Source organism: Xanthobacter flavus, assembly GCF_017875275.1.
Classification (GTDB): Bacteria; Pseudomonadota; Alphaproteobacteria; order Rhizobiales; family Xanthobacteraceae; genus Xanthobacter; species Xanthobacter flavus_A.
This window is the reverse complement of sequence record NZ_JAGGML010000001.1, coordinates 2264777-2290993: the sequence shown is the minus strand read 5'-3', so window position 1 is coordinate 2290993 and position 26217 is coordinate 2264777. Positions and strand designations below refer to the sequence as shown.

Sequence of the window (26217 nt, the reverse complement as noted above, 5' to 3'; positions counted from 1 at the left end):
CGTGAGCGCCCCGGCGTCCATAGTTGTCCCCCATCGTCAAGGCGCCATTTAGCTGCGCAAACAATCTTGAGTCGAGTCCATCTAAAGATACACGCGTATCCGGCAACCTCTCTCTGCCCACCATTTCGCCTTGCCGCCTTTCGCGGCAGGCCTACACTGAAGCCTTTCCAGTGGCCGCGTTTTTTCCGACGCCTCGTTCTTTGATGGGTTCATTGCCATGCACAACAAGCGGCTTGAGGCCCTGCGGGCCAGCCCCGGCGCGGAGCGGCGGCCGGCGGATCTGGAGATCATCGCCTCCCAATATGCCATCAAGTTCCGGAAGGTGACGGGGACCCATGTGGTCTTCATCCACCCCGCCGTGCCGGACTGCGTGGCCGTGCCCATGAAGGCCCCCATCCGCGCCGCCCATGTGAAGGCGTTCGTCGCCATGGTGGACCGCATGGATGACGGCACCGCGCCGGTGCGCCTGCGCACGCTGGCGCCGGGCACCGCGGTGGACCTCGCCGCCTATCCCGCGCAGGTCGCGCCGCTCCCGGAGGCGGAGGGCGGCGGGTTTGCCGTGCGCTTTCCGGATGTGCCCGGCTGCCTCGGCATCGGCGCGACGCCGGAGGCGGCGGAGGCGGACGGGCGGCTGGCGCTGTTCGCCGCCATCGATGCCCTCAAGGCCGCCGACCGCGCCCCGCCCGAGCCGGGCGCGATGCAGGACACCAAGGCGGAGGCGTGAACGATGCCGGCTCAGCCGCGCCTGGCCCGCTCTTCGAGGAAGGCGGACACCGTGTCGAGCAGGCGGATGGCGCCGGGCAGCTGGGCGTGGGCTTCCGCCTGTTGCGGGGTCTCCGGCTCCAGCGTGCGCCACCACACGATGAAACGCTGGATCAGCGCGCGGCCGGATATGGCGTCGAACGGCACGCCGGGGAAGGCATCGAGGCCGAACGCCGCCTCCACCTGCCGGAGGCATCCGTGCACATAGACATGATCTTCCGTTTCCAGCCGGAACGGCGCCTCCGGCGCGCGGCGCTCCATGCGCACCTCGCTCAACTCGGGAATGTAGTCCGCCTTGGTCACGCCGCCTCCGTCGGTTACCGGCTTCGTCCGGGCGTAGCAGGAACGGTGCCAAGGGGGAGCGCCTGATGCGCCGCGACGATCCCACCGCCATCGCCGCCGTGCCGGCCGAGGCCATCGCGGGCGGCTTTCGGGTGCTGGTGATGCGCGAGCTGGCGCTGGACGATGGCCCGCCGGCCTATGCGGTGATCGGGCAGACGCTGATGCGCGCCCCGCCGCGCAGCATCCGTCACGGCGTCGCCTTCGCCCTCGCCGTCGGGCCGGAGGTGATGGCGTGGCTCACCGCCACCCTCGGCCGCCCCGCCTGGCGCGATGAGGCCGGCGAGACGCGGCGTAATCCGCGCTGGCCGGCCCTCGCCTGGCACCGCGCCCCGCGCGACTGGCCGGGCGGCACGCGCACCACGGAATGGAGCGCGGACATTCTTTTCCCGCAGGAAGCCGATCGCATCGCCTTCGCGCAGGCCTTCGGCGATGCGCTCGACGGGCGGGAAGCTGTGTCGCAAACCGCCTGAGGTCCGATTTTTGCTTCGCGAGCCAAAGGCCCGCGCGCCCGTTTCATTGATGGCTTTTGGAGATCCTTCCATGTCGGATGTCGTCGAAACCCGCTCCATTCTCACCGAAGCCGAGTTCGACCAGCCGGTGGATGTGGTGTGGCGCGCCATCACCGATTCCGAATGGCTCGCGGTGTGGTTCTTTCCCAACGACATCCAGCCGCTGGAAGGGCACAAATTCACCATCTGGGGCCGGCCCATCGAGCGGTGGGACGGCGAATTCCAGTGCCAGGTGACGCGCTGCGTTCCGGAAAAGGAGCTGTCGTTCAGCTGGAAGGGCGGGCACGAGGAGCTGAAGGGCTTCGGCCATTACATCGACACGCTGGTGACCTGGACGCTGACGCCCACGCCCTCGGGCGGCACCCATTTCCGCTTCTTCCACGACGGTTTCGGCACGGACGGCGCCAATGACGGCGTGTTCGAGATCATGTCCAAGGGTTCGCAAAGCGTGCTGCGCACCCTCACCCGCCGCCTGCCCGATCTCATCGCCCACGGCGCGTGAGGAAAATCGCACACGATGGCGCCATGGCCGGGAACCGCCGCCATAAGGCCGCGTTGACTATCCGGCTGATGATGCCGACCTCCACAGCGGAGGTGGTAGCCGACGAACGGAGACGACCATGGGCCAGAGCCGATCTCTGAACACCCCGACCTCTCTGCGGATCGTGATTGGTGATGCTGAGACGCGGGTGTCCAGCGTCGAGGACGTGGTGAAGTTCCTGCGCCAGCAGGAAGCCGACGATCTCGCCGATTTCCTCATGGCCGAGCGCAGCGGCGCCAACAAGCCGAGCCTCGGCGATGTGTGCGCCCGCATGGAAGCCCTCTGCGCGATGGTGTGAGGGCGAGCCTTAGGGCTGGCCCGGCTCCCATCCCGGCGGAGCCAGTTCAAATCCCGCGAAATCGAAGGCCGGCGCCACGGTGCAGCCGACCAGCGTCCAGGCGCCAAGGCTTTCGGCCGCCTGCCATGCGAAGGGCGGCACAACGCCCTGCGGCCGCTCCCCGGCTGCCAGATCCGGCCCGAGCAGAAGATCGCGCCGGTCCCCGCCCGCGGCGATGGACAGCCTCAGCGGCGCGCCGGCATGCCAGTGCCAGACTTCCGACGCATCCACCTTGTGCCAGTGGGAGCGCTCGCCCGCGCGCAGCAGGAAATAGATGGCCGTGGACGCACCGCGCCCGCCATCCGGTGCCGTCTCGCGAAACGTTTCCCGAAAGAACCCGCCTTCCGGGTGAGGCTGTAGCTCCAGCAGGGCGATCACCGCCTCCGCGGTGAGCGAGGCGCGGTCCGTGTCCCCCATCGCCTCAGCCCTTGAAGCTGTTCTTGCGCTCGCGCAGCGCGGTGAACACCTCGGCCGGGTCGGCGCCGGGCATGTCCAGACGCTCGGCCATGGCCGGATCGTCCGCGCGCAGGAAGGGATTGGCCTTCAGCTCGTCGCCGAGCTTCGAGGGCATGGTCGGCTCGCCCTTGGCCCGCTGCTCCTGCGCCTTGGCATACATGGCCGCGAGATCCTCATTGTCCGGATCGACCGAGAGGGCGAAGCGGCCGTTGCCGAGCGTGTATTCGTGGCCGGAATAGACATCGAGGTCTTCCGGCAGCACCCGGAGCCGCTGCAGCGACTGCCACAGCACCGGCGGCTCGCATTCCAGCGCCCGCCCGCAGCCGAGGGTGAACAGGGTGTCCCCCGCGAACAGCAGCTTCTCGCCTTCGAACAGATAGGAGGCCGGGCCGGCGGTGTGGCCGGGGGTTTCCAGCACGCGGCCCACCAGCGAGCCCACCGCGACGGGATCACCATCCACCACAGCCACGTCGAGGCCGGGGATGCGGTCCGCCTCCGCCTTGGGGCCGACCACGGTGGCGCCATAGCGCGCCTTCACCGCCGGGATGCCCTGGGTGTGGTCGGCGTGGTGGTGGGTCACGAGGATATGGGTGAGGGTCCAGCCTTCCTTCTCCAGCGCCGTCATCACCGGGCCGGGCTCGGGCACGTCCACCACCGCCGTGGCCTCGGTGACGGGATCGTGGATGAGGACGGCGTAATTGTCACCGAGGCAGGGGATCAGGCGGATGTCGGCCGGCACTGTGTCGATCTCCGGGAGGGGACGGTCTTGACGGCTCGGGTTGCGGACCCGGCGCGCATGATCCTCTATTAAGGGGGCGAGCGGAAGTGTGGCCGGCCGGCCGCTGTCCACAGCGAGGGTGCATGTTTCTCGACGTCGTCGACCTGCGCAATTTCTACGCCCAGCCCGTGGGAATCATGACGCGCCGCCTGCTCGGCCGCGCCATCCGCGCCCGCTTCGACAATGTGGCCGGCATGCGGGTGCTGGGGCTCGGCTACCCGACGCCCTATCTCGGCGTGTTCCGCGAGGAGGCCGAGCGCTGCCTCGCGGTGATGCCGGCGGCGCAGGGGGTGGTGCGCTGGCCCTCCGCCGCGCCGACGCTGGCCACCCTCGCCGACGAGACGCTGCTGCCGTTTCCCACCTCCAGCATGGACCGGGTGGTGATCGTCCATGCGCTGGAGATGACCCCCAACGCCGCCGAGATGCTGCGCGAGGTCTGGCGCGTGCTGGCGCCGGGCGGGCGGCTTCTGGCGGTGGTGCCCAACCGGCGGGGCGTCTGGGCGCGGCTCGATACCACTCCTTTCGGCAACGGCCGGCCCTTCTCGCGGGGACAGGTGGTGAGCCTCCTGCGCGAAGCCCTGTTCACACCCGTGGGGTGGGACGAGGCGCTCTATGCGCCGCCGAGCCGCTGGTTTCTGAATACGGCGGTGGCCTGGGAGCGCATCGGCGCCCGCCTGTCGCTGCCCTTCTCCGGCGTGCTGGTGGTGGAAGCCACAAAGCAGCTCTACCGCCCCGTCGCCGTCCGCCGCCCCAGCCGCATCGCCGAACCGGCGCTGGAGCCGGTGCTCGTGCCGGGCGGCGTGCCGGCGGGGTGAGGTTGCGGTGAAGGTGACGGGAAGCCATATTTCCGTCCATCAGGAGTGAAGCTCATGGCCCGCATCAATCGTGCCGAAGCCCGCACGGTGCCCGCGACCAAGGTCGCCGCGCGTCGCAAGGGTTTGCGCGCGCTGCGGCTGTGGGTGCCCGACACCTCCCAGCCGGGCTTCGCCGAGGAGTGCCGCCGCCAGTCGGCCCTGGTCGCCGGTGATGCCGCCGAGCGGGATGTTCTCGATGAGATCGAGGCTGTGGCCGATCACTCGGGCTGGCAGTGAGGCGCCCTACCGCTCCCGCGTCAGCAGAAACACCGCCTGCTCGCCGAGCAAATTCCACACCCACCACGGCATGGTCACGCGCACGCGGTGGCCGGATGAGTCCAGCGCCACGGCCTTTTCGATGCGCGCGTCCAGCACCTCCACCAGGGCCACGAAGTCGCGGATGGTGCAGAAGTGGATGTTGGGGGTCTCGTACCAGGCGATGGGCATGTTGTCCGTCACCGGCATGCGGCCGTTGACCAAGAGGTCGAGGCGCGAGCGCCAATGGCCGAAATTGGGGAAGGACACCACCGCCCGGCGGCCGATGCGCAGCATCTGTTCCAGCACCCAGCGCGGCCGGCGGGTGGCCTGGAGGGTCTGGGACAGGATGACGTAATCGAAGGCGTCGTCGGGATAGTGGGCGAGGTCCACGTCCGCGTCGCCCTGGATGATGGCGAGGCCGCGCGCCACGCCGGCGTTGACGCCCTCGCGCGACAGTTCGATGCCGCGTGCATCGCAGTTGCGGGTGGTGGCCAGAAGCTCCAGCAGCGCCCCGTCGCCGGAGCCCACATCGAGCACGCGCGAGCCGGGGGCGACCATCTCGGCCACCACCACGAGATCGACGCGCCCGCCCTGGTCGCGGACGGCGCCTTCATCCAGCACCGGCTGGCGCAAGGCGAGGCTCACGCGGTCCTCCCGGCCGGCAGGCCAAGGGCGCGGGCCGCGCTGTCGAGGAAGCCGCGGGCGATGGCGAACAATTGCGGCTCCTCCAGAAGGAAGGCGTCGTGGCCCTTGTCGCTCTCGATCTCGGTGAAGGAGACGCTGGCCCCCGAGGCGTTCAGCGCATGCACGATGGCGCGGGAATCTTCCGTCGGAAACAGCCAGTCCGAGGTGAAGGAGGCGACGCAGAAGCGCGTCTTCGAGCCGCGGAAGGCATTGGCCAGCACGCCGCCGTAGTCTGCCGCGAGGTCGAAATAGTCCATGGCGCGCGTCACGTAGAGATAGGAATTGGGATCGAAGCGCTGCACGAAGGATTCGCCCTGGTGGCGCAGATAGCTCTCCACCTGGAAATCGGCGTCGAAGCCGAAGGTGGGCATCTCGCGGTTCTGCAGCCGCCGGCCGAACTTGTTGTGCAGCGACTGGTCGGACATGTAGGTGATGTGCGCCGCCATGCGCGCCACCGCGAGCCCGCGATGGGGCGTCACCCCTTCCGCCAGATAGCGCCCGCCTTGCCAGTCGGGATCGGCCATCACCGCCTGCCGGCCCACCTCGTGGAAGGCGATATTCTGCGCCGAGTGCCGCGCGCCGGTGGCAATCGGCATGGCGGAGAACACCCGCTCGGGATAGCTCGCCGCCCATTGCAGCACCTGCATGCCGCCCATGGAGCCGCCGGCCACGCACAGGAGCTTTTCGATGCCGAGATGGTCGAGCAGCATGGCCTGCGCGTTCACCATGTCGCGAATGGTCACGAGCGGCATGTCGAGGCCGTAGGGCCGCCCGGTCGCGGGATTGGTGGAGGCGGGGCCGGTGGTGCCCATGCAGCCACCGAGCACATTGGCGCAGATGACGAAGAAGCGCTCGGTATCGATGGGCCGGCCCGGACCCACCATGGTCTCCCACCAGCCGGGCTTGCCGGTGACGGGATTGAGGCTCGCGGCGTGCTGGTCGCCGGTCAGCGCGTGGCACACCAGCACCGCATTGGTGCCGGCGGCATTGGGCTCGCCGTAGGTCTGGTAGCCGATCTGCAGGTGGTTCAGCTCGACGCCCGCGTCCAGCCTGAGCGGGGCACCGGCACCGAATCGCACCACGGGGGAATGGGGCTCGTCCGCCTCGCGCCGCGCCTCGGCGGCTGTGTTCGGGGCGACGTCCTTCCGGGCGAAAGATGTCATGGGCGAACCAAGCGACGCCCCGGCGCCCGTGTCAAGCACCCGCGCCGCGCGCGGGCCCCGAGCTAGCTGCGCGCCGCGGACATGGCGACCGCGTCGCCTTCCACCACGTCGGCGGTGGCTTCCGCGCCCATCAGCACGAGAAGCTTGGCGCGGGCGCGGTTGACGCGGCTCTTGATGGTGCCGAGCGCGCAGCCGCAGACCTCCGCCGCCTCCTCGTATGAAAGGCCCGCCGCGCCCACCAGCACCAGCGCCTCGCGCTGGTCGTCGGGCAGCCGGGCGAGGGCGTCCTTCAGGGAGGTGAGGGTGGCCGACCATTCCTGGCTCGGACCGATGTTGGTATCCTGCTGGGCGAGGGCCGCCATGCCGTCGTTCTCGCGCCGGCGCTTGCGGATCTCGGTGTAGTAGGTGTTGCGCAGGATGGTGAACAGCCACGCGCGCAGGTTGGTGCCGGGATCGAACTTGTCGATGTTGGAGAGTGCTTTCAGCAGCGTCTCCTGGACAAGGTCGTCAGCCTCGGTGCGATTGCGCGTCAGCGATCGCGCGAAGGCGCGCACCGCTGGAAGGAACTCCAGCACCTGCGTGCGCAGGGCGGCATCCATCTCTTGGCGGGTCCTTTCGCTCGGCGCGGGCAGGTCCATCAGGCGGCCTATTCTTTCCGGCAATCGTGACTTTTGTGGCGACGTGCCCGCCCCGGGCTTTCATCGGCCGGGTGGGGACCAAAGCTCAGCCCGAGGGGCCAGCTTTGGCGTAACCTTGAGATAACGCTGCGGCTACGCTTCCGGTTCCCGCCCGCAGCACCGCTGCGGACGGCGAATCTGGCCTCAGCCTGTCTGAGGCCGCGCGATCAGGCGCCGCCGTTGCCAGTGCCGGTGGTCTGGCCGCTCTTCTGGCCGCCCTTCTGCCCCGCCTGCGAGGCGAGGGTGCGATCCCGCGAGAAGCTGCGCTGCTCGTCGGCGACGCTCTGGCCGCCCTTGCGACCGGCCTCGGCAGCCAGCGTGCGATTCTGGAAGAAGCTGCGCTTTTCGGCCGGGACGCTCTCGCCCCCCTTGCGCGCGATGGCCCGCTGCTTTTCCGCGTCCATCGCCGCAAAGCCGCGCTGGGAGGTGCCCTTGGTTCGCGCCTTGTCCATGTGCCCTTTTCCTCCGACTGCGATCGGCCGCTGGTTGCGGCACCCGGCCGGTTCGCCCGGTGATGAGTGCCGGAGCGCGAACGGCCCGCACTGAAGCCAATAGGCCGCCTTCCGGCCGGTGGGATGGCCAGGACGGTCCAAGGTGTAACGAAGCCGGAAGGGCTGTGGTTCCAAGGAAATCGCGCTTTCGTACGGGCCTACGCGCGCGAGGCGCCCTCCGGCGCTGTGGTATCCGGGGAAGCGATTGAGGGACAAGGGAAATCCCCGACGATCACCAGGGCGTCGCCGGAGTGGTCGCGGGTGAGGGTACCGCCGAGCTGGGTGGCGAAACCGCCGGCGAGGCCGGACGGCTCCTCCGGCGCGTCGGCGGCGCCGGTGAGCACGAGGCGCAGCCGATCGGCTTCCACCGAGCCGGTGATGAGCACGCCGAGGGAGGTGCTGCCGGGCCGGAGCGACAGGCCGAGCACCAGCTCCACCACCATCAGGGCGAGGGGAACGGCCATGTCGGTGGGCAGCCGCGTCTCCTCGGCCTCCACCATCAAGCGCAGGTGCTTGTCGGAGGAGCCTTCGATCAGCGAGGCGAGTTCCCCGAGCAGTTCGCTGAGACGCACCTGGGAGCCGTCGCTCGCCTCGTAGAGGATGCGGTGGACCAGGGCGAGGGTGTTGACGCGGGTGCGCAGCTGGTCGAAGCGCTTCCTGTCCTCGCCCTTGCCAATACCGCCGCCGTAGAGCGACAGCAGGCTCACCACCACCTGCAGGCTGTTCTTGATGCGGTGGTGGATCTCGCGCACCAGCGCCGTTTTCTCGGCGAGGTTCTCGCGCAGGCGCGCATCCCGCTGCCGCACGGCATAGGCCATGTGCTCCACCGACTGACCGAGCATGCGGAATTCGCTTGGCGCCGAATCGAGCCGCGTCGGCCGGAAGCCGTAGTGCCCTTGCGCATAGACCGCCGTGACCCGGCGCAGATAGAGCAGCCAGCGCAGCACGATGCGGTCCACCGCCACCCACAAAGCGATGAGCGAGGCGACCATCACCAGCGCCGGCAAGGCGAAGCTCGCCGCCACCGTCACCAGGGTCCAGCCGAACAGGCTGTCGGACGGGGAGGCATAGGCCACCACCATGCCCTCCCGCCCGAGGGGGGTGGTGGCATAGGTCCAGCGCCGGCCCGATGGGTCGGTGCTTTCCCGGAGCGCGTTGTCCGGAGTGGCGAACGGGGCGGCCTGGAACAAGGCGCCGCTGAGGGTGCGCGAGTTGGAGACCAGCTCCTCGCCCGACGCGGAGAACACCGCGACCACGCCATCGGTTGGCGGCACCTGCTGGCGCAGGAGATTGTCCAGCCAGCCGATCTCGATGCCCAGCGCCAAGCCGCCCTCGAGCCGGCCCGAGGCATCGCGCAGGGGCAGGAGGCCCACCAGCACGTCGCGGTTGGCGGCGGTGCTCCGCACCCGTCCCGACAGGCTGAAGCCGGGCTGCCGGACGGCCGAAAGCCACCAGGCGTCGTCGCTCATGTCGGTATCGGTGGTGGGTAGCGCGGAGCAGGTGACGCGGCCGGCGGCGTCGATGACACCGATATTGGCCACGAAGGGCAGGGAAATGGTCGCGCCCCGCAGCGTCGCCCGGCAGCTTGGGCCGGCGCTGCGCACTTCTTCCACGTTCTGGAGCGCGTAGAGCACGTTTTCCGCCGAGGCGATGACGTTCTGCTGGGCGGCGGCGGCGGCCAGAGCATGGCGCAGCAGGTTCTGGCGGGCGTCCTCCTCGGCGGCGGACAGCTGCATCACGCCCTGCACGATGTTGAGGGCGGCGATGGGGGCGAGGGCCAGGAGCACCATCAGGATCAGGCGCCGGCGCACGCTGTCGAACAGCGTGCGCGGCCGGGCGCCGGCCGAGCCGAACAGACCGCCACCGTCGCGCGCACCGTCGCGCGCGCCCGCCGCGTCGCCGGAGCCGGCTTCACGGCCCGAAGCGCCCCGCCACAGGCGTTCGCGCGACGTTTCGCGCGCCCCCCCCTCGCGGGATTTGGCGGACTGCGCCCGTTCGAGATCCATCGCCGCTCCGCCAAAACGCCTTACCAGTACAACGCGCCGCCGCCCCGACGGCGTGCCCGATCACAACCCGACCCGCCCTCGATATCTCACACCGCGTCGCCTGCGGCGGCACCCCGACGCAAGCAGCCTGTCCTGACGCCCGCACCGCCGACCCGAATGACGCCGCGAGGCGCCACCGGACCCGGCGACGACGGTCGCGGGGGACTGGCTGTCGCCAGCACGCAACCGGGAGGATAGACCGCGAGAAGGGGTCCTTCCCCGACGCCCGAGCGGCCGCTTTTCCTTCTGCCAGGGAACGTCCTGCGCTCCCGGCGGGTTCACCTTGAATGCCGCATGCCGCTACGGTCGCGGTCAAGGTTCCGCTCCCGCAGGGCTCGCTTCGGACTATAATGCGATTTGCGGCGGGCCGGTTCCATCGGGGTGGAACTTGTCGCGCACGCAAGCGTTACCGGGGTTTGGCTTCAACTTGGCCCGAACCACGTTGGCCCGAACCACGGTGGCGCAGGCTACGGTGGTTCACAAGGCCATCCGCTTGGTCCCGTACAGCTTGGCAGGGAAAATTCCGCATGGCTTCCAATCCGCTCATCAAGCAGCTCCCGTTCCTGCGCCGCTATACGCGCGCCCTGATGGGATCGCAGGCGGCCGGCGACCTCCTGGTGCAGAACACCCTGCAGGCGATCCTGGACGGCAAGGTCGCGGTCGATCAGGCGGTCTCGCCGCGCGTCGCGCTCTACAAGGCGTTCCACGAAACCTGGAACCGCCAGTCCTCCGGCGGGCAGGTGCCGTCGCGGGCGGATGCCCGGCTTCAGGCCATGGACCCGTCCTCCCGCGTGGCGCTGCTTCTGACCGCCATGGAGGGCTTCTCCTTCGCCGAGGCCTCGACCATCCTCGGCACCACCCTCTCCGACGTGGAGGCGCAGGTGATCTCCGCGCAACGGGAGATCGACCGCCAGCTTGCCACCCGCGTGCTCATCATCGAGGACGAGTGGGTGATTGCGCTCGATCTGAAGACCCTCGTCACCGAGCTTGGTCACGAGGTGATCGGCGTCGCCCCCACCCATTCCAAGGCGGTGGAGCTGGCGCAGGGCGGAAACTTCGGGCTGGTGCTGGCCGACATCCAGCTCGCCGACGGTTCGTCCGGCATCGAGGCGGTGACGGAGATCCTCGCGAGCTTCAACGTGCCGGTGATCTTCATCACCGCCTTCCCGGACCGCCTGCTCACGGGCGAGCGGCCGGAGCCGACCTATCTCATCACCAAGCCCTTCCTCACCGAGACGGTGAAGGCGACGGTGGCGCAGGCGCTGTTCTTCCACGAGGCCCGCGCCCAGCCGGAAACCGCGCGCAGCGCCTGAGAAGGACCGCGCGCGCGGTCCTGACGAAGATCTGCGCGGAAATCGCGCGGACTACGAACTTTCCCGGGCACGCAATTGCCCTGTCGGTCGTTACACTCCCGAGCGGACCCGGAGCGGGACGCCTCCGGCCATCCGGCCGGCGCCAGCTCCACCGCGCTTCGTGACAAACCCTGCCGGAGACAACCATGGTCGACAAGCCGCAGATCGTGACATCCCCCGCCGCTTCCTCGGCCTCCGCCGCCGAGGCCAGCCTGCACGACGTGAAGTCTGACCTCGACCAGCTCAAGGCCGATTTCACCAAGCTGCTGGAGACCCTCGGCAAGACCGCCAAGCATTCCGTGAAGGGTGCCAAGGGTGACGCCGAGAGCGCCGCCGGCGAGGTGGGCGACTGGGCCGAGGAGCAGGTTCTGACCCTGCGCGAGAGCATTCGCGAGCAGCCCATCACCGCCTGCGCCATCGCCGCCGGCGTCGGCGTCATCCTCGGCCAGATCCTGCTGCGCCGCTGACCGGAGCCGGTCGATGTGACCGGCCCTCCCGTTTGAAACCAAGTCATGGCCGGGCGCGTCCCGGCCATTTGCTTTGAGGGGCCGTCTTTTATTCCGCCATCCGGAACCCGAGCCGCTCCAGCGCCGCCACCAGCGTCGCGCCGTCGTAGGGCTTGGAGATGACGCCCACGTCCGAGCGATCGCCGAACAGCCCGGTCAGGTCCTGCGTCGCGTAGCCCGAGGCGACGATGACCGGCAGGTCGGGCGCGATCTCGCCCAGCCGGCGCACCACCTCGTCGCCGCGCATGTCCGGCAGGCCGATGTCCACGATGGCGAGCACCAGCGCGTCGCGGCCGATGTCGGTCCTGGCGGCGCGGGCGTGCGCGAGCGCCGCCTCGCCGTGGGAGGCGATGGTGACCTTGAAGCCCTGATCCTCCAGGATCTGGCTCGCCACCATGGCGACGAAGGGCTCGTCCTCCACCAGGAGGACGGCCCCCCGGAGGGCGGGTTCGTCCAGCATTCCGTTCACCTTGGCGACCATGTCGGACTGGCTGTAGGGCTTGGTCAGGAGCTTCATGCCCGGATCGAGCCGCCCCTGATGGACCACCGCGTTGCGGGCGTAGGCGGTGGTGAACAGCACCCGCGCGCGCGGCATCCGCCGCTTCATCGCGTCGGCGAGGCCGCGTCCATCCATCCCGTCGCCGAGCCGCACGTCGGTGAAGAGGAGGTCCGGGCGGGCGCCGCGCGACACCGCGTCGAGGGCGGCCGAGGCGTCCGCCGCCTCGATCACCGTATGTCCGGCCTCCCGGAGCGAGGCGGCGCCAAGGGCGCGGAGCTGGTCGTCATCCTCCACCATCAGCACGGTGGCGGGGGCGGTCCGGGTCTCGGTGTCGGCGCGCGCGGGGGCGGGCTCGGCCGCGGCGGCGCCGTCCTCCAGCCGCGGCAGGTAGAGTTTCACCGTGGTGCCCTCGCCCCGCTCGGAATAGATCATCACATGCCCGCCGGACTGCTTCACGAAGCCGTAGACCTGGCTGAGGCCGAGCCCGGTCCCGTCCTTCGGCCCCTTGGTGGTGAAGAAAGGCTCGAAGGCGCGGGCGCGGACGTCCTCCGACATGCCCATGCCGGTGTCGGTGACGAAGATCGCCACGTACTGGCCGGGCGACAGGTCCTCGTGCGCGGCGCAATAGGCCTCGTCCAGATAGGCGTTGGCGGTCTCGATGGTGAGCTTGCCGCCCTCGATCATGGCGTCGCGCGCGTTCACCGCGAGGTTGAGGATGGCATTCTCCAGCTGGTTGTGGTCGATCTCCGTACGCCACAGCCCGCCGGCGAGCACGGTCTCCACCATCACCCGCTCGCCCAGCGCGCTGCGCAGCATGTGGGACATGCCGGTGACGAGGCGGTTGGCGTCGGTCGGGCGCGGGTCGAGCGGCTGGCGGCGGGAGAAGGCGAGCAGGCGCTGGGTGAGGACGGCCGCCCGGAGCGCGCCCTGCCGGCCGTAGTCGAGGAAGCGGCGGATTTCCTCGGTCTTGATCTCCTGGGTCCGGGTGCCGTTCGGATCGGACGGCACCCGGCGCTCGGCGGCCTCGATGTTGCCGATGATGATGGTCAGCAGATTGTTGAAATCGTGCGCGATGCCGCCGGTGAGCTGGCCGACCGCCTCCATCTTCTGCGCCTGCCGGAGCTGGGATTCGGCCCTCAGCCGCTCGTCCATCTCCTGCTTGAGCAGCGAGTTTGCCTCGGCGAGCTGCATGGTGCGGGCGGCGGCGAGGCGCTCCAGGTCCTCGTTGGTGCGCGACAGCGCCTCGCGCGCGGCGACGATCTCGGAGATGTCGGTGCAGCTGCCGTACCAACGGTCCACGCGCCCGTCTTCGTCGCGCACCGGCACGGCGCGGCACAGGAACCAGCGGTAGCTGCCGTCCTTGGCGCGGAAGCGGCATTCGCGCGAGAAGGGATTGCCGCTGGACAGGCTGGCGTGCCACGCGCCCATCACGCCGCTCTTCTCTTCCGGATGGAGGAAGGCGTGCCACTCCACCACCTCGCCGGGCGGCGGCTCGACGCCCGTGTATTCGGACCAGCGGCGGTTGTAATAGTCCCCTGAGCCGGTGGGGGCGGAGGTCCACACCATCTTCGGCAGCGCCTCGGCCAGCAGGCGGTAGCGCTGCTCGCTGGCGGCGATGGCCTTCTCGGCGCGTTTGCGCTCGGTGATCTCCACCACGATCATGCCGACGAGGCTGATGCCGGCGCCATTGGTGCGCACCGGAAAATAGCTGACGAGGAAATGCCGCCACATGCCCGGCAAGGCGGGCGTCGCGCCTTCCAGCTCCACGTCGGCGATGACCTCGCCGGTGGCGAGCACCCGCTCCAGCGATGGCGTCACAGCTTGGGCCAGCTGGGGCAGAATGTCGGTGAGGGAGCGCCCGGCATGCTCGCCGGCGGGGATGCCGTCGATGCGGGCCAGCATCTCGTTGACGCGAATGAAGCGCTGCTGCGCGTCGAAGAAGGCGAAGCCGACGGGAGCGTGGGCCAGCAGGGCCTCGAGCGTCGCCACCACGGCGGTCTGCTCGCTCGCCGCCGACAGCAGAGCGGCATGGGCCGATTCCAGCCGGCGCAGGACCGTGCGCACGAGGGAGGCGATGCCCCAGACGGCGATGGCATTGACGGCGAATGAGAGGAGAGAGGCCAGCGGCGAGCTGCCGGCGCCGCCGTTGCCGGCTTCCGGCAGCAGTGCCGCATTGACGCCGGCAACGAGCGCGATGGAGGCAAGACCGATCTTCGGCCCGCTGACCAGCGACACGACGATGATCGCTGGCAGCTGGAACAGGTAGGGCGGGAAATCGATCACCCACAGGAGAAGGCCGAGACGAATCGCCAGCGCCCCGCCGATGACGGCGCCGGCGAAGGCGAGACGCCACCAGAGGGGCAGCGGCTCCGCGATAATTCTCAGAAGGAGGCCGGCGGGGCCTCGACTGGCCAGGTTCATCCCTGCTCCCTGTGGCGATCGGGCCGCCACATTGCCCCCGCAACTGCCGCGGGATCAACCGCCGCTGGCCCTGTTCGTTCTGCTCCGGCCGGGACGCCGGACGTGACGATGCCGGCCCGGGCCATGGGCCCGGACCGGCAGGTGCTTTAATTCCAGAGGCTTGCGGAGAGAGAGGCCATCACAGCACTCTCTCCCCGGAGGCCGATTGGGATCAGCGGGCGGCCGGAGCCGTGGCTGGCGGGGTGGTGGCCGGACGGTTGTTGTTGTTCACGCTGCCGGTGGTGGCCGGGGTGGCGTCCGCCTCGGTGAAGGTCGGGGCGTTCTTCAGCTCGTCCTTGGTCTTGCGCAGCACCATACGGTTATTGCCGTCCATGCGGGAGACCTCGACCGACTGGAACGGCACCGCCACGTCCTTCTCGCCGATGCCGAGGAAGCCGCCGACGCCGATCACCACGGCCGCCACGTTGCCCGTGCGGTCGATCACGAGATCATTGATCTCGCCGAGGTTCTCGTCGGCCGGGCCGCGCACGGCGGTGCCGATGAGGTTGGACGCCATGTGCTGGTCGGCCATCTGGCGCGTCACGAAGGTGGGGGCGGTGGCGGCGGAACTGCTGGCGGCGCCCATGGTGCCGGTCGGGGCGGCCGGGGTCGCCTGAGGCGCGGTGGTGGAGGGTGCCGCGGTCTGCGCCATGGCGGTGGTGGAAAGAAGAACAGCCGCGGTCGCAGCGTAGATCGGCATCATCTTCATGTCATCCTCCTCGTGGGAACGGGTTATAGCCCTATGGCCCTGTTCAAGATGCACCGAAGCACTTGCCATGCGCGCTATCGCGCGAAGCTATGCCGTCGTATGCCTGAAATGGTGCGCGGGCTCGACTGGCCTGCGCGCAAAGACAAGTTGAAGTCGTGAGGCTTAAGTCTTGTCTCCGCTGGCCTATCAACTCGAACCGCGCCGCGCGGTTCCCTGACGGGGGACGCTTCTGCGAAGAACTTGGAATGGTTGACTAAGAAACCAGTTCAATGGTAGTTTCTTAGTCAACAAATGAGGTGCCCATGGCTTCCGCCCCTCCGGTCCCCGATCTCACCCGCCATCTCGGCTTCTGGCTGAGGCGGGTGTCCAACCACGTCTCCCACGCCTTTTCGGTCCGGCTGGCGGGGCGGGGCGTGACGGTGGCCGAGTGGGCCCTGCTGCGGGCGCTCTATGACCGCGCGCCGCACCCGCCCAGCCGCATCGCGGAGGAGATGGGCATGACGCGCGGCGCCATCACCCGCCTCGCCGACCGCCTCATCGCCAAATCCCTGCTGGTGCGCACCGCCAGCGCCAGCGATGGCCGCGCCCAGACATTGGCCCTCACCGCGGCCGGCCGCGCGCTCGTGCCGGACCTTGCCGCCCTCGCCGATGCCAACGATGCCGCCTTCTTCGACTGCCTGACGGCGGCCGAGCGGGAGACGCTGGAGCAGCTTCTGCGGCGGGTGGCCGAGCACGGCCGAATGACCGCCGTTCCCGTGGAATGACTGCCCGAGAGGAGGCCAAATGACCGAAGAGCAAACCGCCGCCGCACGGGCCTGCCTCGCCGCGGCCGAGAGCGACACCGCGACCTTCCCCGCGATCGTCGGGGCCCTCGTCGCCGCCGGCTTCGAGGGCTATGCGGTGGACTTCCGCCGCGCCGCCGCCACCTATTACCTGCCGAGCGGCGACAGCCTGGAACTGCCCACCCACAAGGCGGCGACCGCCATCGCCCCCGCCCTCGACGACGCCGGGCTCACCGCCGCCATTCGCGAGGCCCAGCAGCAGGCGCCCGGCTACACCTATCGCGGCTTCTGCGAAAAGGCGGCGGCGGCCGGCTGCGCCGGCTACATCGTCTCCTTCCCCGGCCGCCGCGCCGTCTATTTCGCCCGGACGGGGCAGACGCATGTGGAGCTGTTTCCGGGGTCGTGAGGGGCTTCCTGCCGATCGGGCCATTCTCCTGCCTTGCACCGTGGCGGTTCGCATGGCACAGGCGAAAGGAGCCCGAGCCCCGCCCCGAGCCCAGGATCTAGAGGCATGTTCCGCACCCTCTCCGACTTCATCTCCGACATCACCGGAGGCCAGCGCGAGGCCGCCGCCTTCGACGAGACCGACTATCGCCTCGCCGCCGCGGCCCTGCTGGTGCATGTCATGTCCATCGACGGGGCGGTGACGCCGGAAGAGCGGGCGGTGCTCAAGACCATCCTTGCCGGCCGCTTCGCCCTCGACGAGGCCGAGACCGAGCAGCTGGTGGAGATCGCCATCGCCAAGGACGCCGAGGCGGTGGACCTCTACGCCTTCACCAGCGTGCTCAACCGGGCGCTGGACGAGGAAGGGCGCCTGCGCATCGTCGAGATGATGTTCGAGGTGGCCTATGCGGACGGTGGCCTCTCCGAGTTCGAGGACAATCTCGTCTGGCGCGCCGCCGAGCTGCTGAACGTCGGCTCCCGCGACCGCATCCGCATCCGGCGCGAGGTGCGCGAGGAGACCGAGGGCGGCGAGCCGCCGGTCTGAGCTCAGGCTCGATCCTCATGGTATCAGAGGGGGTTTTCGGGGCTGACAGCGCCGAACGGCATCGATACCCCGCCTGAACCCGTCCCGAACGGTGCCGATATCGCCTTGAGGGTTCGGGTGTCAGCTGCCCGTCACAGGCCCCTCATGTGGCTGCGCTAGTCTCCCTCGAAAATCGCGAGGGGGGATAAATTCATGGACGCGCGCACGCCTTTTCCCGCCATCCGCGGCATCGGCTATTCCATCCGCTCGGCATCGCCCGAGTTCGACGATCTCCCCGCCGCCCTCGACGAGGCCGAGCGTCTGGGCGTTGATTTCGTTGAGCTTCCCGCCTTCGCCTGGACGCTCGTGGTGGACGGGCGGGTGCTCGAGGACCGCCTTGACCGGCTGGTCGCCGCCACCCGCGACCGGCCCTTCGGCTACACCGTCCATGGGCCGCTGGCCATCAACCTGATGTCCCCCAGGGAGCGCCTCCCCCGCCACGAGGCCCTGCTGGACGCCATGATCTCCATAGCCGGCTCATTAGCCGCCCCCCACCTGGTCCTCCACTCCGGTTGCGTGCGGGGGGACGATGATGTGGCGGTGGCCTATGAGCGTCAGCGCAACGCTCTGCTGCGGGCCGGCGACAAGGCCGGGGCGGTGGGCGTAACTCTTTGCGTCGAAAACATCTTCCGCTTCGAGACCATGCGCGAGACGGCGCTGCCGTCGCGCCTCGCCGGGGAGCTGGACGCCATCGATCACCCCCACGTCCGCGCCACTTTGGACGTCAGCCACGCCCTCCTGCGGGCCACCGACGCAAGGGTGGATTTCGCCGTCGAAATCGCCGCTCTGGCGCCCTACGCCCGCCATGTCCATGTCCACGAAAGCTTTGGCAGGCCTCAGGAAAGTTGGGCCATCGACGAGGCCGAGCGGGCCGGCCTAGGCGAGGGGGACCTCCACCTCCCGCTCGGCTGGGGCGGCATCGACTGGGATCTCGTCACCCGCCGCTGCGCCTTCCCGGCCGGCACCATCGTGAATCTGGAGCTGAACCGCCGCTACTGGCGCGAGCTGCCGGACCAGATCGTGCGTCTGCGCGCCCTCGCGGACAGCTTTGCCTCGCGCGCCAGCGCCACGGCCTGAGGCGCGTGCGCTGCGGCAGGGACCCACCCCGCGGATGCCGCACTGCACATTCAGGTCCTTGATTCAACGTAGTTATTTTATCGCGCCGGTGCTCCCCTCCGACGCCAAATCGACTAGCTTGGCGGCGAAGGAGTCCGCCCATGCCTGTCGCCACCAAGCCCGAATACAAGTCCGCCCCACAGCCGGAAGGCGGCGCGGACGGCCTGTTCATGTCCTCCAGCATGCGCGGGTTGCTGAAGCGATGGGGCGTGTTCATCGCCGTAACAGTGATCGCGCTCGCCTGCCTTCTCCTCTCCTTCACCTCCCACCAGGCGTGGCTCATCGCCTTCTGCGTCCTCTTTCCCCTTGTTCTGGTTGGTATTTTCGACGTCACCCAGTCCGAGCACTCGCTGCTGCGCAACTACCCGGTCATCGGTTCGGTGCGCTGGATCTTCGAGGCGCTGCGTCCCTATCTGCGCCAGTATCTGATGGAGGATGACCAGTCCGGGCGGCCCTATAACCGCGAGGACCGCTCCGTCATCTACGCCCGGGCCAAGAACGAGGAGGACCGCCAGCCCTTCGGCACCGAGCTCGACACCTATGCCGCCGAGTACGAGTGGATGACCCACTCCCTCGCGCCCGCGCCGGTTTCCCACGAGCCGTTCCGGGTGACGGTGGGCGGCAGCGCTTGCGCAAAGCCTTATTCCGCATCGGTTCTCAATGTCTCCGCCATGAGCTTCGGCTCACTGGGCCGCAATGCCATCGAGGCGCTGAACCTCGGTGCCAAGGGCGCCGGCTGCTATCACGACACGGGCGAGGGCGGCCTCTCGCCCTATCACCGCATCCACGGCGGCGACATCGTGTGGGAGCTGGGCTCCGGCTATTTCGGCGCCCGCAACCGCGACGGCACCTTCTCGCCCGAGCGCTTCGCCGAGCGCGCCACGGACCCCCAGGTCAAGATGGTGGAAATCAAGCTTTCCCAAGGCGCCAAGCCGGGTCACGGCGGCGTGCTGCCGGCCGCCAAGGTGACGCCGGAGATCGCGGAGATCCGCGGCATTCCCTTGGGCGAGGACTGCATTTCGCCGTCCCGTCACTCCGCCTTCTCGACGCCGGCGCAGATGATGGAATTCATCGCGCAGCTGCGGGAACTGTCGGGCGGCAAGCCGGTGGGCATAAAGCTGTGCGTCGGCCATCCCAGCGAGGTGTTCGCCCTCGCCAAGGCCATGGTGAAGACCGGCATCCAGCCGGATTTCGTGGTGGTGGACGGGGCCGAGGGGGGCACCGGAGCCGCGCCGCACGAGCTGGCCGATCACCTGGGAATGCCGCTCCGGGAAGGCCTCATCCTCATGCGCAATGCGCTGGTCGGTACTGGCCTGCGGCAGGAGGTGCGCCTTGCCGCGTCGGGCAAGGTCACGTCCGGCTTCTCCATGGCCGCCAACATGGCCATCGGCGCCGACTGGTGCAACGCGGCCCGGGCTTTCATGTTCTCGCTGGGCTGCGTCATGTCCATGCGCTGCCACACCGGCACTTGCCCGACGGGTGTGACCACCAACGATCCCCACCTCCAGCGCGGTCTGGTGGTGGACGAGAAGGCGGAGCGGGTGGCGAGCTTTCACCGGCACACGGTTCATGCGCTGGCGGAACTGGTTGCGGCCGCCGGGCTGGAGCATCCGGGAGACCTTCTGCCCCATCACGTCTGGCACCGGGTGAGCCCCATCGAGGTGAAAGCGCTCGACCGTATCTACACCTTCCTGGAGGCCGGAATCCTGCTCGACGCGCCGGACGAGACGCCCTACGCGGCCGAATGGCACGCCGCCGACGCCGACAGCTTCGCGCCACGGCAGACGGTGGGTCCCCGCCGCGCCGCCTGAGCCCAGCGGAAGGTCGAGCCTTGCGGGGGCAGGGGGCGCCCCCCATATGCAGCCTGTCGGGATGCCGCAAGGGTTCCGGCGGGCATGGCCGGATAGGTGCATGCCCGGCAATGCAAAGTCGCTTGACGAGGGCTTTGGCCGATGTCGCGGATGTCTTCCCTGTCGTCCCCCTTTCTCCTGGGGTTCGACGAGGTCGAGCGGGCGCTCGACCGGGTGACCAAGAGCACGGACGGGTATCCTCCCTACAATGTGGAGAGGATCGAAGCCGCCGGTGAGCCGTTGCGCCTCAGGATCACCCTGGCGGTGGCGGGCTTCACGGCGGAGCAGCTTGAGGTCGTGCTGGAAGAAAAGGAGCTGACCATCCGGGGCCGGCAGGTCGAGGAAGGTCAGGGCCGTATTTTCCTGCACCGGGGGATCGCCGCCCGGCAGTTCCAGCGCACCTTCGTGCTTGCAGAAGGCATGAACGTGCTGGGCGCCGAACTGAAGCATGGTCTCCTGTCGGTCGATCTGGTTCGCCCCGAGCCTGCTCGCCACGCCAAGCGCATCGACATCGTCTCCCGCTCCTGAAGGGGAGGGATGCCGCGTTTGCCAGGAGTAGAGGAGTAGATTGATGACCCACGATACGGAAAACGAAGTCCTGGCGGATATCACGCCGGAAGCGCTGGCGGTCCTTGGCGGCGGTGAGATCGCCTATGTGCGCAGCATCAAGTCCGAGGATGTACCGTCCCTGTTCCCGCAGGCCCCGCAGATCGCGCCGGGTATGACCCTGTTCACGCTGCACGCGGCCGATGGCACGCCGATCATGCTGACCGACAGCCGCGAAGCCGCGCTGGCCAATGCCATGCAGCACGAACTGGTGACTGTCAGCGTCCACTGAGGCGCAGGATCGGGCGACGCAGAATTTCGGATGTTTCAGCCGGGCCGGCGACGGCCCGGTTTTTGTTTGCCGGCGGTCAGGCCGCGTTGGAGGCGGAGGACGCCGTCTTTTGTTTGCCGGCGGTCAGGCCGCGTTGGAGGCGGAGGACGCCGTCAGCAGCGCGTGCATTGCGCCAGCGTCCCGCGTGGCGCGAAGCTTTTCCACAACATCCGGATCGCGCAGCATCCGGGCGACGCGGGCCAGCGCCTTGAGGTGATCCGCGCCGGCCGCTTCGGGGGCGAGCAGCAGGAACACGAGATCTACCGGCGCGCCGTCCAGCGATTCGAAATCGATGGGCTTTTCCAGCCGAGCGAACAAGCCGAACAGCTTGGTGAGGCCCGGCAGCTTTCCATGCGGGATGGCGATGCCGTTGCCGACACCGGTCGAGCCAAGCCGCTCCCGCTGCAGCAGGGTGTCGAAGATGTCCCGCTGGTCGCGTCCCATCAGAAGGGCGGCGTGGTGGGACAGCTCCTGCAGGGCCTGTTTCTTGCTGCTCGCCCGCAGCATCGGAAACACTGCGTCCGGGGCAAGGAGGTCGGCGAGCGGCATCTATCAAGTTCCTGGAGCGAGCGGCCGAGGCTCATGAAGCGGCGGACGCGCGGAACGGGTCAAGGCCTGCGGAGCGCCCAAAGCGCCGCTGCATTGGTCCGTCCCCACCAAAACGCAGGAGGGTTGCCCCTCCAGGAGGTCGTTATTGCGGCCTCCATCTAGCGTTAACCTGCCTCGGGCTCAAGTCAGGGCCGGCCGCGCTGAAATGAGGCGGGGTGAAATCTGCGTCCCGCACTTTCCGGCTGGAGCGATCCGCGCAGGTTACTCGCTGCAGCTGTCAGGACATGCCCCCCCGAGCATTGCCTTACCCCGAGGCGGTCTCTCGCACCGCCGCGGGAGGTTTCAAACATCGCGAACGGGGAGCCCTGCTACAGGCTCCCCGGCGCGTGACCTAGTGCAGTTCCTCGGAACCCGGATCGATCCACCCCACATGCCCGTCCGGGCGGCGGTAGACGACGCTGACCCGTCCATGGCCGGCATGGCGGAACACCACGACCGGGGCACCAGTAATGTCCAGTTCCACCACAGCATCGGCGACCGAGAGCGTCCGCAGGCGCGTCACCTGCTCGGCCACGACGGTCGGGCTCCAGCCGACGAGCTCGTCCTCGTCCTCCGTCTCCGGCGCCGCGCTGAGGATGTAGCTTTGGGCGGCCTGCTCGGCAGCATTGCCGTTGCCATGACCGTGGCGATCCTTGAGACGCTGCTTGTATCGGCGCAGGCGCTTCTCGATCTTCTCCACAGCGACGTCGGCGCAGGCGTTCGGATCCTGCGCATTGCCGTGCGCCTGAAGGTTCACGCCCGAATCGAGATGAAGCATGCATTCGGAGCGATAGCCGGAGCCGTCCCGGGTGACGGTGACGTGACCTGACCAGCCACCATCAAAGTATTTGCCGAGGACTTCCGAGACCCGCTCGGTCAAACGCTGGCGAAGAGCTTCGCCGACGTCGAGATTCTTTCCGGACACGCGTAGGGCCATGCGATTTGATCCCCTATGAACGGTCCCTGTGAGGGACCGTCATGCATTGCAAACCGGCCGGCTGTCTAAAGAGGTAGAAGTGCTTCGCCGGCATGTCAACGGCAACAGGAGCCGGAAACCGAACGGTTTTTTCAGTCTCGCCGATCGTCACCGAAACGCAGGCGAGGCCGTCGCGATCACCGCGACAGACCGGGCCACATGCGCGACAGAACTCCGTCTCGGCGCACGAAACCATGCCACAGCCCGGCGCCGGCGTGCAGGATCACGAGTGCGGTCATCAGGAAGCCCAGGCGGACGTGCCACGCGCCGAACAGATCAGCCAGGGCATCGTCCTTGGCGACGATGTTGGGCAGGGTGAACAGCCCAAAGATGCTGACCGCGCTGCCGAAGGCATTGGATGCCAGCCAGCCGAGCACGGGCATGACGAAGATCAGCGCATAGAGCGCGTAATGCACGGCGTTCGCCACCATCCAGAGCGATCGGGCCATGGTCTCAGGCGGGGGTGGAGGGGGGTTGAGGATGCGCACCACCACCCGGACGACAGCCAGGCAGAGGATGGTGAAGCCGATGGAGCGATGGAGGTCGAACAGGCGGTCCTGGGTCGGGCCCGAATCCATGTTCATCATGGCGAAGCCCAGCGGGATCACGAGGATCACCAGGGCCGCCATGATCCAGTGGATGAGCCTAGCCGGCGGCGCGTAGGGCGCGGGGTTGGAGAGGGTGTTCATCGGGGTTTCGGACCTCCGGTGGCAAAGGCTGGTCGCGTGATCCTTCCTCGCGAACGCTGTCCTTCAGATCGCAACGAAACAGGACATCGCCATCGGCGAAGACATGCACCTGCGCCTTCGGGCGCAACGCTTGAGCCAGAGTGTCGCACGCCTTGCGCGACAAGCCGATGCGGCCGGCTCCGAGGATCACGGGGGACACGAAAACGTGAAGCTCGTCCACGAGCCCGGCCTCGAGGAAAGCCGAGAGCGTCGTGGGTCCACCCTCCACCAGAATCCGCCTGAGCCCACGCTGCTTGAGCGCCTCGAGGATCGAAGACGGCTCGAAGGCCGACGGGTCGGCCATCGGTACGACTTCGACGCCGGTCGGAAGCGGAGCGCCCGCTGCCATCCGGCGCAACACCAGCCGGCGGATGCCGTCCTCGGCGAAACACCGCGCATTGGGATCGACACGGCCCGATGGATCGATCACCACCCGCGCCGGACTGACGCCGGCGATGCGGCGAACGGTGAGCAGGGGATCGTCGGCGCAGACGGTTCCCACCCCGACCACGACCGCATCCACCGAGGCCCGCAGCGCATGCAGGTGATCGAGCGCGTGGGGGCCGTTGATATATTTCGAATCGCCCGAGGTGGTGGCAATGCGGCCGTCCAGGGACTGGCCGAGCTGGGCGATGACGTAGGGGCGATCGTCCGACCGTCGAAGATTTGCCTGCACCGGGCTCTCGCTCACTCGCTTGTGCGACCGGAGCCGCAGGGTCGTGTCATCCATCGGTCCTCACGCGGCGTATTCAATCTGTTCGATCAGGAACGCGTCATCATGGCGTTTGTTACGCTCCTGCCGATACGACAGATCGTTCGCGCCGCCGGCCGGCCGCGATTCCCGCTGTGAGAGGTCAAAATGGCGTCCATCGTTGAGGGTCTTGGGTTTGCGCCGGACGCGGGTCGGCTTTCCATGGAGCGGGCGATGGCGGAGGTGCGGTCCGCTCGCGCCGTTGTGATCGCCTCGGGCGACGCGCGCATCGTCGTCGTCGCCGCCGAGGCGTTCGATCCCGTCCTGGCCGGCGTGCTTGCCGAGGCGGGGGCCACGGATGCGGCGTTGGTCCTTCCCGCGCCCCGACTGAACAAGATGGGCGCGCCACGGGTCCAGCCGGGCGCCGTCGTGCTGCCGCATCTCGATGCCGCGCGCGTGGCCCATCTGTCACTCAAGCCCGATGCGCGCATCGATGCGCCTGTCGCGCCTGCGACGCCGGCCCAGGCCGCCGCGCTTGAACTGCTGGCCCAAGCGCTTGTCCTGCCGGCGGCGGTGACCTGTGCGGTCCCTGAAGAAAAGGCCGCGGGGCTGCTGACCGTCACGGTGGACGACATCCTGTCCTTCCGGGCCGCCGAGGTGGCCAGTCTCGCCATCGTGGGCCGCGCCCCGGTGCCGCTCGAAGGGGCGCCGGAAACGGAGTTTGTCGTGTTCCGAGGCGGCGAAGGGCTGCGGGATCAGGTGGCGATCATCGTCGGCCGCCCGGACCTGTCGCGGCCGGTGGCGGTGCGGCTCCATTCCGCCTGCCTGACCGGCGACCTTTTCGGTTCGCTGAAATGCGATTGCGGAGACCAGCTGCGGGACACCGTCCGGCGCATGGCGGAGGCCGACGGCGGCATTCTCCTCTATCTGGATCAGGAAGGGCGCGGCAACGGCATCTCCAACAAGATGCGCGCCTACGCTTTGCAGGCGCAGGGCTACGACACCTACGACGCTGACGCCGCCCTCGGCTTCGACCTCGACCAGCGGCGGTTCGATTTCGCCGCCGCCATGCTGCGCCAGCTTGGGGTGTCCGCCGTGCGGGTGTTCACCAACAATCCGCAGAAGATCGAGGCTCTGAAAGCGGCGGGGCTGAATGTGGTGGCCGACCAGCGGGTTCTTGGCCGTCCGACCGCCGAAAACGTCCGCTACCTCGCGTCCAAGCGGGACCGCGCGGGACACTATATCGACTTCGAGGCCCTTGCCGCCCGCGCGCCGGATTGAGACCGGCACACGACCCGTTCAAACGTCCTTGTCGACCGGCTTCAAAACGATTTAGAACCGCCCGGATAAAACCGGGAGGACATGATGAGCAAGGCAGGAAGAAAGGTCGCCATCGTAACCGGCGCCGGGTCGGGCGTCGGACGGGCGGTCGCCGTGGCCTTGGGGGAAGCCGGCTATGCCGTCACCCTCGCCGGGCGCCGCATGGATGCACTCGAAGAAACCGGGGCCGCCCTCGGCGGCGCGCCGCATCTGGCCGTCACGACCGATGTGACGGACCCTGAATCCGTGCATGCGCTTTTCGCCGCCACCGTCGAAAAATTCGGGCGGGTCGACCTCCTGTTCAACAACGCCGGCACCGGCGCCCCGGCCATCCCGCTGGAAGACCTCACCTTCGCCCAATGGCAGCAGGTGGTCGCCACCAATCTCACCGGCCCGTTCCTTTGCACGCAGGAGGCGTTCCGCGTGATGAAGGCGCAGGAGCCGCGGGGCGGGCGCATCATCAACAACGGGTCCATCTCGGCGACCGCGCCACGGCCGTTCTCGGCGCCCTACACCTCCACCAAGCACGCCATCACAGGCCTCACCAAGTCCACCTCGCTGGACGGGCGGGCCTATGACATCGCCTGCGGGCAGATCGACATCGGCAATGCCGACACGCCGATGGCGCAGAAGATGAAGGCGGGCGTGCCGCAGGCCGACCTCTCCATCAAGGTGGAGCCGGTGATGGATGTGGCGCATGTGGCGAGCGCCGTCGTCTACATGGCCAGCCTGCCGCTGGATGCCAACGTGCAGTTCATGACGGTGATGGCCACCAAGATGCCCTTCATCGGCCGCGGCTGAAGGCCTTTTCTCTCTGCGTTTCCAACAAAAAAAGGCCC

31 protein-coding genes are annotated in these 26217 nt (G+C 68.5%); 17 read left to right on the top strand and 14 right to left on the bottom strand.

Annotation, left to right across the window (positions count from 1 at the left end; genetic code table 11):
- Window positions 1-217 precede the first annotated feature (217 nt).
- The gene (locus J2126_RS25775) at window positions 218-724 is read left to right on the top strand and encodes a type II toxin-antitoxin system HicB family antitoxin (protein WP_348634284.1); all 507 of its coding nucleotides are present in this window, start codon (window positions 218-220) and stop codon (window positions 722-724) included.
- A gap of 11 nt (window positions 725-735) precedes the next feature.
- On the opposite strand, the gene J2126_RS11060 is transcribed toward J2126_RS25775, so the two are convergent.
- The gene (locus J2126_RS11060) at window positions 736-1065 is read right to left on the bottom strand and encodes a hypothetical protein (RefSeq protein WP_348634283.1); all 330 of its coding nucleotides are present in this window, start codon (window positions 1063-1065) and stop codon (window positions 736-738) included.
- A 65-nt stretch (window positions 1066-1130) separates the two neighbouring features.
- Here J2126_RS11060 and J2126_RS11055 point away from each other — a divergent pair, with 65 nt between their 5' ends.
- From J2126_RS11055 to J2126_RS11045, 3 genes are all read left to right on the top strand, one after another.
- Window positions 1131-1574, top strand: a complete 444-nt coding sequence (locus J2126_RS11055; RefSeq protein WP_209486790.1) for a hypothetical protein — start codon at window positions 1131-1133, stop codon at window positions 1572-1574.
- A 70-nt stretch (window positions 1575-1644) separates the two neighbouring features.
- Window positions 1645-2115: an SRPBCC family protein gene (locus J2126_RS11050; RefSeq protein ID WP_209486788.1), complete on the top strand. Its 471-nt coding sequence runs from the start codon at window positions 1645-1647 to the stop codon at window positions 2113-2115.
- Window positions 2116-2233: 118 nt separating this feature from the next.
- On the top strand, window positions 2234-2452 hold the full coding sequence (locus J2126_RS11045) for a hypothetical protein (protein ID WP_209486785.1): 219 nt from the start codon (window positions 2234-2236) through the stop codon (window positions 2450-2452).
- Between the two features lie 9 nt (window positions 2453-2461).
- On the opposite strand, the gene J2126_RS11040 is transcribed toward J2126_RS11045, so the two are convergent.
- Both J2126_RS11040 and gloB read right to left on the bottom strand, forming a co-directional pair.
- Complete coding sequence (locus J2126_RS11040; protein ID WP_209486783.1) at window positions 2462-2908, bottom strand: cupin domain-containing protein; 447 nt, start codon at window positions 2906-2908, stop codon at window positions 2462-2464.
- A gap of 4 nt (window positions 2909-2912) precedes the next feature.
- A complete protein-coding gene (gene gloB, locus J2126_RS11035) occupies window positions 2913-3686 on the bottom strand; it encodes a hydroxyacylglutathione hydrolase (protein WP_209486777.1) in 774 nt (257 codons plus the stop codon).
- A gap of 122 nt (window positions 3687-3808) precedes the next feature.
- Between gloB and J2126_RS11030 the strand changes: the two genes are divergently transcribed.
- Both J2126_RS11030 and J2126_RS11025 read left to right on the top strand, forming a co-directional pair.
- Complete coding sequence (locus J2126_RS11030; protein ID WP_209486775.1) at window positions 3809-4540, top strand: class I SAM-dependent methyltransferase; 732 nt, start codon at window positions 3809-3811, stop codon at window positions 4538-4540.
- Window positions 4541-4594: 54 nt separating this feature from the next.
- Window positions 4595-4816, top strand: a complete 222-nt coding sequence (locus tag J2126_RS11025) for an antitoxin MazE family protein (protein WP_209486773.1) — start codon at window positions 4595-4597, stop codon at window positions 4814-4816.
- Window positions 4817-4822: 6 nt separating this feature from the next.
- On the opposite strand, the gene metW is transcribed toward J2126_RS11025, so the two are convergent.
- From metW to J2126_RS11000, 5 genes are all read right to left on the bottom strand, one after another.
- Window positions 4823-5482 carry a methionine biosynthesis protein MetW gene (gene metW / locus J2126_RS11020; RefSeq protein WP_348634282.1) on the bottom strand — a complete coding sequence of 220 codons (660 nt, stop codon included), beginning with the start codon at window positions 5480-5482 and terminating at the stop codon, window positions 4823-4825.
- Window positions 5479-6684, bottom strand: a complete 1206-nt coding sequence (gene metX, locus J2126_RS11015; protein WP_209486771.1) for a homoserine O-acetyltransferase MetX — start codon at window positions 6682-6684, stop codon at window positions 5479-5481. Before metX ends, metW begins: the two co-directional genes overlap by 4 nt.
- Window positions 6685-6746: 62 nt before the next feature.
- A complete protein-coding gene (locus J2126_RS11010) occupies window positions 6747-7283 on the bottom strand; it encodes a sigma-70 family RNA polymerase sigma factor (RefSeq protein WP_209486769.1) in 537 nt (178 codons plus the stop codon).
- A gap of 245 nt (window positions 7284-7528) precedes the next feature.
- The gene (locus J2126_RS11005; protein ID WP_209486767.1) at window positions 7529-7813 is read right to left on the bottom strand and encodes a general stress protein; all 285 of its coding nucleotides are present in this window, start codon (window positions 7811-7813) and stop codon (window positions 7529-7531) included.
- A gap of 197 nt (window positions 7814-8010) precedes the next feature.
- A complete protein-coding gene (locus J2126_RS11000; protein WP_209486765.1) occupies window positions 8011-9858 on the bottom strand; it encodes a sensor histidine kinase in 1848 nt (615 codons plus the stop codon).
- A 566-nt stretch (window positions 9859-10424) separates the two neighbouring features.
- Here J2126_RS11000 and J2126_RS10995 point away from each other — a divergent pair.
- Window positions 10425-11210, top strand: a complete 786-nt coding sequence (locus J2126_RS10995; protein ID WP_209486763.1) for a response regulator — start codon at window positions 10425-10427, stop codon at window positions 11208-11210.
- A gap of 185 nt (window positions 11211-11395) precedes the next feature.
- Window positions 11396-11716 (top strand): hypothetical protein, encoded by a 321-nt coding sequence (locus J2126_RS10990; protein WP_209486761.1) that lies wholly within the window; start codon window positions 11396-11398, stop codon window positions 11714-11716.
- A gap of 88 nt (window positions 11717-11804) precedes the next feature.
- On the opposite strand, the gene J2126_RS10985 is transcribed toward J2126_RS10990, so the two are convergent.
- Both J2126_RS10985 and J2126_RS10980 read right to left on the bottom strand, forming a co-directional pair.
- Window positions 11805-14675: a hybrid sensor histidine kinase/response regulator gene (locus J2126_RS10985; protein ID WP_209486759.1), complete on the bottom strand. Its 2871-nt coding sequence runs from the start codon at window positions 14673-14675 to the stop codon at window positions 11805-11807.
- 211 nt (window positions 14676-14886) lie between these two features.
- Window positions 14887-15423, bottom strand: a complete 537-nt coding sequence (locus tag J2126_RS10980; RefSeq protein WP_245327276.1) for a PRC-barrel domain-containing protein — start codon at window positions 15421-15423, stop codon at window positions 14887-14889.
- Window positions 15424-15725: 302 nt separating this feature from the next.
- Between J2126_RS10980 and J2126_RS10975 the strand changes: the two genes are divergently transcribed.
- The 7 genes from J2126_RS10975 (at window position 15726) to J2126_RS10945 (ending at window position 21036) form a co-directional block, all read left to right on the top strand.
- Entirely contained in the window at window positions 15726-16187 is a 462-nt protein-coding gene (locus tag J2126_RS10975) for a MarR family winged helix-turn-helix transcriptional regulator (RefSeq protein WP_209486754.1), read from the top strand.
- A gap of 19 nt (window positions 16188-16206) precedes the next feature.
- A complete protein-coding gene (locus J2126_RS10970) occupies window positions 16207-16611 on the top strand; it encodes a DUF1398 domain-containing protein (protein ID WP_209486752.1) in 405 nt (134 codons plus the stop codon).
- Window positions 16612-16716: 105 nt separating this feature from the next.
- On the top strand, window positions 16717-17193 hold the full coding sequence (locus J2126_RS10965; RefSeq protein ID WP_209486750.1) for a TerB family tellurite resistance protein: 477 nt from the start codon (window positions 16717-16719) through the stop codon (window positions 17191-17193).
- Between the two features lie 192 nt (window positions 17194-17385).
- A complete protein-coding gene (locus J2126_RS10960) occupies window positions 17386-18309 on the top strand; it encodes a sugar phosphate isomerase/epimerase family protein (RefSeq protein WP_209486748.1) in 924 nt (307 codons plus the stop codon).
- Between the two features lie 140 nt (window positions 18310-18449).
- Window positions 18450-20159, top strand: a complete 1710-nt coding sequence (locus J2126_RS10955; protein WP_245327275.1) for an FMN-binding glutamate synthase family protein — start codon at window positions 18450-18452, stop codon at window positions 20157-20159.
- 141 nt (window positions 20160-20300) lie between these two features.
- Window positions 20301-20726 carry an Hsp20 family protein gene (locus tag J2126_RS10950; protein WP_209486746.1) on the top strand — a complete coding sequence of 142 codons (426 nt, stop codon included), beginning with the start codon at window positions 20301-20303 and terminating at the stop codon, window positions 20724-20726.
- Between the two features lie 43 nt (window positions 20727-20769).
- The gene (locus J2126_RS10945; RefSeq protein WP_209486744.1) at window positions 20770-21036 is read left to right on the top strand and encodes a DUF1150 family protein; all 267 of its coding nucleotides are present in this window, start codon (window positions 20770-20772) and stop codon (window positions 21034-21036) included.
- A 123-nt stretch (window positions 21037-21159) separates the two neighbouring features.
- On the opposite strand, the gene ptsN is transcribed toward J2126_RS10945, so the two are convergent.
- The 4 genes from ptsN to J2126_RS10925 form a co-directional block, all read right to left on the bottom strand.
- Window positions 21160-21624, bottom strand: a complete 465-nt coding sequence (ptsN, locus tag J2126_RS10940) for a PTS IIA-like nitrogen regulatory protein PtsN (RefSeq protein ID WP_209486741.1) — start codon at window positions 21622-21624, stop codon at window positions 21160-21162.
- Between the two features lie 391 nt (window positions 21625-22015).
- Window positions 22016-22600, bottom strand: coding sequence for a ribosome hibernation-promoting factor, HPF/YfiA family (gene hpf / locus J2126_RS10935; RefSeq protein ID WP_209486739.1), 585 nt, complete (start codon window positions 22598-22600; stop codon window positions 22016-22018).
- A gap of 176 nt (window positions 22601-22776) precedes the next feature.
- The gene (locus J2126_RS10930) at window positions 22777-23328 is read right to left on the bottom strand and encodes a cytochrome b (RefSeq protein WP_209486736.1); all 552 of its coding nucleotides are present in this window, start codon (window positions 23326-23328) and stop codon (window positions 22777-22779) included.
- The gene (locus J2126_RS10925) at window positions 23285-24097 is read right to left on the bottom strand and encodes a RibD family protein (RefSeq protein ID WP_209486734.1); all 813 of its coding nucleotides are present in this window, start codon (window positions 24095-24097) and stop codon (window positions 23285-23287) included. Before J2126_RS10925 ends, J2126_RS10930 begins: the two co-directional genes overlap by 44 nt.
- A gap of 129 nt (window positions 24098-24226) precedes the next feature.
- On the opposite strand from J2126_RS10925, the gene ribA reads away from it, so the two are divergent.
- Both ribA and J2126_RS10915 read left to right on the top strand, forming a co-directional pair.
- Window positions 24227-25339, top strand: a complete 1113-nt coding sequence (ribA, locus tag J2126_RS10920) for a GTP cyclohydrolase II RibA (RefSeq protein ID WP_209486727.1) — start codon at window positions 24227-24229, stop codon at window positions 25337-25339.
- Between the two features lie 84 nt (window positions 25340-25423).
- The gene (locus J2126_RS10915) at window positions 25424-26179 is read left to right on the top strand and encodes an SDR family oxidoreductase (protein WP_209486725.1); all 756 of its coding nucleotides are present in this window, start codon (window positions 25424-25426) and stop codon (window positions 26177-26179) included.
- Window positions 26180-26217 lie beyond the last annotated feature (38 nt).